6 protein-coding genes are annotated in these 6059 nt (G+C 71.0%); 4 read left to right on the forward strand and 2 right to left on the reverse strand.

Going from position 1 to position 6059, the window contains the following annotated elements:
• Positions 1-11: 11 nt before the first annotated feature.
• A complete protein-coding gene (locus KIH27_RS19180) occupies positions 12-1124 on the forward strand; it encodes an alcohol dehydrogenase catalytic domain-containing protein (protein WP_214094562.1) in 1113 nt (370 codons plus the stop codon).
• 72 nt (positions 1125-1196) lie between these two features.
• On the opposite strand, the gene KIH27_RS19185 is transcribed toward KIH27_RS19180, so the two are convergent.
• Complete coding sequence (locus tag KIH27_RS19185) at positions 1197-2525, reverse strand: FAD-binding oxidoreductase (RefSeq protein WP_214094570.1); 1329 nt, start codon at positions 2523-2525, stop codon at positions 1197-1199.
• A gap of 37 nt (positions 2526-2562) precedes the next feature.
• Entirely contained in the window at positions 2563-3198 is a 636-nt protein-coding gene (locus tag KIH27_RS19190) for a TetR/AcrR family transcriptional regulator (protein ID WP_214094563.1), read from the reverse strand.
• 160 nt (positions 3199-3358) lie between these two features.
• Here KIH27_RS19190 and KIH27_RS19195 point away from each other — a divergent pair, with 160 nt between their 5' ends.
• The 3 genes from KIH27_RS19195 to KIH27_RS19205 all read left to right on the forward strand — a co-directional run bounded on the left by KIH27_RS19195 (position 3359) and on the right by KIH27_RS19205 (position 5993).
• On the forward strand, positions 3359-3496 hold the full coding sequence (locus KIH27_RS19195; RefSeq protein ID WP_214094564.1) for a hypothetical protein: 138 nt from the start codon (positions 3359-3361) through the stop codon (positions 3494-3496).
• A gap of 103 nt (positions 3497-3599) precedes the next feature.
• Positions 3600-4421 carry a tyrosine-protein phosphatase gene (locus KIH27_RS19200; RefSeq protein WP_214094565.1) on the forward strand — a complete coding sequence of 274 codons (822 nt, stop codon included), beginning with the start codon at positions 3600-3602 and terminating at the stop codon, positions 4419-4421.
• 69 nt (positions 4422-4490) lie between these two features.
• Positions 4491-5993 (forward strand): PE-PPE domain-containing protein, encoded by a 1503-nt coding sequence (locus KIH27_RS19205; protein WP_214094566.1) that lies wholly within the window; start codon positions 4491-4493, stop codon positions 5991-5993.
• Positions 5994-6059: the final 66 nt, after the last annotated feature.

Here is a 6059-nt window from a genome sequence, read left to right on the forward strand (position 1 = left end):
TGTATTCCAGCATGATCGCTATTCGCGGTGCCGTGCTGGAGCGGATCGGTGCGGCCCGGCCGTACGCGCAGTCCCGTCCACTGACGATCAGTGATCTGGAGCTGGCGCCGCCGGGCGACGGCGAACTGCTGGTGCGGGTGCAGGCCGCCGGGGTCTGCCACTCCGACCTGTCGGTGGTGAACGGCAACCGGGTGCGCCCGGTGCCGATGCTGCTGGGCCACGAGGCGGCCGGCATCGTGGAGGCCGTCGGCCCGGGCGTCGACGTGATCACGCCGGGGCAGCGGGTGGTGCTGACGTTCCTGCCCCGGTGCGGGCACTGCGCGGCCTGCGCCACCGACGGGCTGGCGCCGTGCGAGCCGGGCAGTGCGGCCAACGCCGCCGGCACCCTGCTGGGCGGCGGAATCCGGTTGCGCCGCAACGGCTCCGGCGTGTTCCATCACCTCGGGGTCTCCGGGTTCGCCAGCCACGCGGTGGTCAGCCAGGACAGCGCGGTTCCGGTCGACGACGATGTGCCGCCGACGGTCGCGGCGCTGCTCGGCTGCGCGGTGCTGACCGGCGGCGGGGCGGTGCTCAACGCGGGCCGGCCGGTACCGGGCCAGGCGGTGATCGTCGTCGGCCTGGGCGGGGTCGGGATGGCGGCGGTGCTGACCGCACTGGCACACGACGGCGTGGAGGTCATCGCGATCGACCGGCTGCCGGAGAAACTGTCCGCGGCAACGGGACTCGGTGCGCACCGGGCGTACACCCCGCAGCAGGCGCTGGACGCCGGGGTGCGGGCGGCGGTGGTGATCGAGGCGGCCGGGCATCCCGCGGCCCTGCAGGACGCCATCGCCCTGACCGCCCCCGGCGGGCGCACGATCACCGTCGGCCTGCCGGCGCCGGACGCCCGGATCAGCCTGTCGCCGTTGGATCTCGTCGCGCAGGGCCGGTCGCTGATCGGCAGCTACCTCGGCTCGGCGGTGCCGGCCCGGGACATCCCGCGGTTCGTCGAACTGTGGCGGGCCGGCCGGCTCCCGGTGGAGAAGCTGGTCTCGGCGACGATCAGACTGGATCAGATCAACGAGGCGATGGACCATCTCGCCGACGGTGTGGCGGTGCGGCAGCTGATCACCGCCTTCCATTAGCCGCGACCGTGCCGAGTTCACCACCTCCACCTGCGGGTTTACCGGTGAACTGTGCACGGCCGCGGGAGAAAATCAGGGGAACAGCACCGCGGGGTTGAGGTAGCCGGCCGGGTCGAAGGCCGCCTTGACCGCGCGCATCGCGGCGATGTCCGCCGGCCCGCGGGACATCGTCAGGTAGGCGCGTTTACGGCTGCCGATGCCGTGCTCGGAGCTGACGTTGCCGCCGCAGCCGGCGATCAGGTCCATCATCGGCTCATACAGCGCCGCTTCGGATTCCGGTGGGCAGCGCAGCACGTTCAGGTGCAGGTTGCCCTCCCCGACGTGGCCGAACAGCACCGGCAGCGCAGCCGGGGCGACACGCTGCACCAGTGCGGTCGCATCGGCGGCGAAACCGGCCACCGCGCTCAGCGGCAGCGACACGTCGAACTTCAGCGGCGGACCGAATACCCCGAGCACGTCGGCGAGCGCCTCGCGCACCCGCCACAGCCGCTGGCGGGTCGCGGCGTCGGCGCCGACCGCCGGATCGCCGGCGGTCGACAGCCCCTGCAGCAGGCCGGCCAGCCGCTCGGTCTGGTCGTGGTCGCCGGCCAACTCCACCAGCAGCAGCCAGTCGCCGGCCACCGGTGCGGCGACGCCGAGGTGCTCGGCGGTCAGGGCGGTCGCCCGCGCGTCGATCAGTTCCAGGGCGGCGATCCCGTCGGCGTCGCGCAGGAACCGGGCCGCGTCGATGACGGCGGCCGGCCCGGTGAACCCGCAGACCGCCGCCACCCGGTGGCTCGGGATCGGGTGCAGCCGCAGGTCCAGGGCCGTGATCACCCCCAGGGTGCCCTCGGCGCCGACGAACAGCGCCGGCAGGTCGTAACCGGTGTTGTCCGCCCGTACCGGCGAATGCCGGTGCAGCAGTTCGCCGTTGGGCAGGGCGACGTCCAGGCCGAGCACCTGCGCGCCCATGTTGCCGTAGCGCACGGTGTGCAGCCCGCCGGCGTCGGTGGACGCCATGCCGCCGACGGTGGCGGTGTCGCGGGCGGAGAGGTCCACACCGAACAGCAGCCCGCTCGCGGCCGCCGCCCGCTGCACCGCCGCCAGCGTGACACCGGCACCGGCGCTGACCCGCCGCTCGACGGTGTCCACCGCGCCGATGGTGTCGAGGCGCTCGGTGGCGAGCAGCACGTCGTCGTGCTGGGGGACGGTGCCGGCCACCAGCGAGGTGCGCCCGCCCTGGATCGTCACCGGCGCCCCGATCTCCTGGCAGACCCGCAGCACCGCGGCGACTTCGTCGGGCGAGCCGGGCCGGACCAGGGCGGCGGCGCGGCCGCGGTAGCGCCCGGTGTGGTCGACGCTGCGCGCCGCGAGGACGTCGGGATCGGTGCTGACGTGGGGTGCGCCCACCACGTCCGCCAGCCGCTGCGCGAGGCTCACCGCCGGTGCCCCTGACCCGTCAGGCGCCCAGCGGGGATTCGACCCGGGTCGCCTCGTCGCGGATCAGCCCGCGCAGCAGGGCGGTGGAGAACTCCGCGGCGATCTCCTTGGCGCTGCGCCGGCCGCTGGCGCGCAGCCACCGGTAGGCGCCCAGTGTCATGCCGATGTAGCCCAGGGCCAGCACGTGCGAGTCGCACTCGTAGAACTCGCCGCTGGCGATCCCCCGGTCGATCAGGCCGTGCACGTGCTCGTAGACCTGGATCTCCTTCTCCCGGACGTCGGCGACCTGCTCCTCGGTGAACCACTCGGTGATGTAGGGCTGCTCCTGGAAGTACACCGCCGCCCCCTCCGGGTTGGCCGCGATCTGGTCGAGCAGTCGCACCGTGTACTGGTACAGCGCCTCCCGGGCGGTCCAGGACGGGTCGTCGTGCACCGCCTCGAGGGTTCGCTCCGCGGCCTGCTGGTAGATGTCGTAGAGGATCATCGACTTGCTCGGGTAGTAGTGGTACACGGTCGCCTTGTTCAGGCCCACCACTTCGGCGACGTCGTCCATCCGGGTGCCGTGGTACCCGCGGGCGGCGAACAACTTGGTGGCGACGGTCAGCAGTTCCTCCCGTCGGGAGGGTGCCTGAACTGAACCGTTGTCGTTGGGCATGTCCACTCGCAATCGTCAGCCGGCACCACCGGCGTATCAATCAACTGGTTGGATGGAGTCTAGGCAGTTGGGTGCCGCAACGTTGACGTGCCGACTAAACTCAAGGCATAACGAGGTCGGCGGTGCCGAGAAACCGCCGCGCGAAAAGGGGTGAGCGACGATGGGTCCTTCGTATGACCCGAGTCCGGACTACGACGCGTCCGACGAGATGGAATTCTTCATGAAGTACATGACCTGGGGGTTCCGCGGCGTCGTCGACGGTGGCGGCTACCCGCCGCCGAACTACCCGCCGATCTGACCCCCCGCACACGAAGCCCCCGACATCCCCCGGTGTTCGGGGGCTTTCCCATGCCCCGCCTGCGCCCGAGGGGCCGCCGTAGCGGTGCCCTATCGTGGCTCGCATGGGCACCGAGGCGCAGGAACTGCACGGGGCGTGGAATTTCCGGGATGTCGCGCAGACCACCGGCGCACTGCGGCCGGGGCGGCTGTACCGGTCCAGCGAGCTGAGCCGGCTCGACGAAGTCGGTCGCGATGAGTTGCTGCGGTTCGGGATCACCGACGTGGCCGACCTGCGCTCCCCGCGGGAGGTGACCCGCCGCGGTCCCGGCCGGGTGCCGACCGGCGTGGACGTGCACCTGCTGCCGTTCCCCGATCTGGCCGCCGATCAGGCCGCCCCGGAGAGCACCTCGCCGCACGAGGACGCGTTCCGCAAGATGATGACCGAGAAGCTCGACGCGGAGTCGGCCGGTGACGTCGCCGTGCGCTACATGATCGAGGAGTACCAGCGCTTCCCCACCCTGGGCGGCTCCCGCCGGGCGGTGCAGCGAGTGGTGTCGCTGCTGGCCGCCGGCCGGCCGGTGCTGACGCACTGCTTCGCCGGCAAGGACCGCACCGGTTTCGTGGTGGCGGTGGTGCTGGCGGCCGCCGGGGTGGACCGCGACGCCGTGGTCGCCGACTACCTGCGCAGCAACACCGCCGTCCCACTGCTGCGCGAGCAGATCCTGGACATGATCCGGCAGCGCGCCGAGGTCGAGGTCACCCCCGAGGTGCTGACGTTCACCGAGGCGCGGCTCTCCGACGAGGTGCTCGGGGTGCGTGCCGACTACCTCGACGCCGCCCACCGGTCGATCGAGCAGAACTACGGTTCACTGGACGGGTACCTGAACGCCGCCGGCGTCACCGATGACGACCTGGCCGGCCTGCGCAAGGCACTGATCGGCTGAACAGGCTCTTGCGCTCGTATCCCCAGCGAGCGTAGCGTCGATTCTTGGCGTTCACTTAGGGGGTTCCTCATGGAATATCTATTTCGTCCCTACATCGCCGGCGCGGCCGCTCTGCTCGGCGCCGGCCTGGCCACCCCGGCGGTGCTGCCCCCGCCCAGCGTCGCCGCCGTGGCGGTGCGCCTGGCCGCCGGCGAGAACGTCGGCCTGGTCATCGGCGGCAGCGGCACCCCGATCCCCGGCACCGCCTACGTCGGCGCCGCCAACGACCTCTACATCCAGCAGAACGCCCCCGACGTCACCTACCCGGGAGTGCTGGCCAACGGTGTGTTCACCCCGGAGGGGCTGTACCCGCTGGACGGCATCAACGTGCTGCGGTTCAACTACCCCAATGACGCCACCGGCTTCCCGGCGCAGAGTACGTCGGTGGGCCAGGGTCTGACGATCCTGGACGACCACATCAAGGCTCAACTCGCGGACCACAACAGCGTCACCGTCTTCGGCTACTCGCAGAGCGCGACGATCGCCAGCGAGGAGATGGCGAAACTGCAGCAGGAAGGGCTGGGCAACGCCCCGGTGCAGTTCGTGCTGATCGGCGACCCGAGCGCCCCCAACGGCGGCATCCTGGAACGCTTCTCGGGTTTCGAAACGACGTCCGGTGACACCCACGCGCTGCCGCTGAACCTGCCGAGCCTCGGCTTCGGCTTCGACAACTCCACCCCGTCCGACGCCTTCCAGACCGCGATCTACTCGATGGAGTACGACGGGTTCACCGACTTCCCGCGCTACCCACTGAACTTCCTCGCCGACCTCAACGCGTTCCTCGGTATCCGGACGCTGCACGGCACCTACCTCAACGGCGGCGTCAACGGCAGCGGTCCCACCCCCGAGCAGATCGCCGGCGCGACGCTGCTGCCGGGTTCGGAGCACTCGACGACGGACCCGTGCGCGGCCTGCACCACCGACTACTACATGATCCACGAGACGGCGCCGCTGGTCGCGATGCTGCCGAAGCCGCTGCAGGACCTGCTCGGGCCGGATCTGACGTACCTGATCAACCTGGGCTACGGCGACGGGAGCGAAGGCTACTCGACCGCGCCGGCCGACGTGGCCACCCCGTTCGGGCTGTTCCCGGACGTCAGCATGACCGACGTCTTCAACCACCTGATGTCGGGGGCGGAGCAGGGCTGGACGGCGTTCCAGGCCGACCTGGCGAACCCGGCGGCCATGCTCGCGGCATTCGTCCCCACCGCCTCGGACGCCGCCTCGCACATCGCGGCGACCGCGCTGCCGTCGTTCAGCGACATCGTCGCCGCGTTCACCAGTGCGACGTCGTCGATCTCCGGTGCGCTGCTGGGCACCTCGGACATCCTCAACGCGCTGCTCACCACGCTGCCGACCTACGACCTCAGCCTGCTCACCACGAACCTGACCAACGGTGACTTCCTCGACGCGTTCGGGCTGCCGGCGGCGGCCAACACGGCGGTGTTCACGCTGGGGGCCGGGTTCGAGCTGCAGCTGCTGACCAACACGATGTCGGAGATCACCGCGGCGTTCTCCGGGCTGGGGCTCTAGGGGCCGACCGCCGAGCAGGGGTATCAGCTGTGCCCGCCTCTGCGCGACGTTGAGACTGGTATTGCT

The sequence above is a fragment of the Mycolicibacter acidiphilus genome (genome assembly GCF_018455725.1).
Lineage (GTDB): Bacteria > Actinomycetota > Actinomycetes > Mycobacteriales > Mycobacteriaceae > Mycobacterium > Mycobacterium acidiphilum.

Coding starts and splice junctions, on each gene's coding strand:
- KIH27_RS19180 (WP_214094562.1), top strand. CDS start 12: ATGATCGCTATTCGCGGTGCCGTGCTGGAGCGGATCGGTGCGGCCCGG.
- KIH27_RS19190 (WP_214094563.1), bottom strand. CDS start 3,198: ATGCCCAACGACAACGGTTCAGTTCAGGCACCCTCCCGACGGGAGGAA.
- KIH27_RS19195 (WP_214094564.1), top strand. CDS start 3,359: ATGGGTCCTTCGTATGACCCGAGTCCGGACTACGACGCGTCCGACGAG.
- KIH27_RS19200 (WP_214094565.1), top strand. CDS start 3,600: ATGGGCACCGAGGCGCAGGAACTGCACGGGGCGTGGAATTTCCGGGAT.
- KIH27_RS19205 (WP_214094566.1), top strand. CDS start 4,491: ATGGAATATCTATTTCGTCCCTACATCGCCGGCGCGGCCGCTCTGCTC.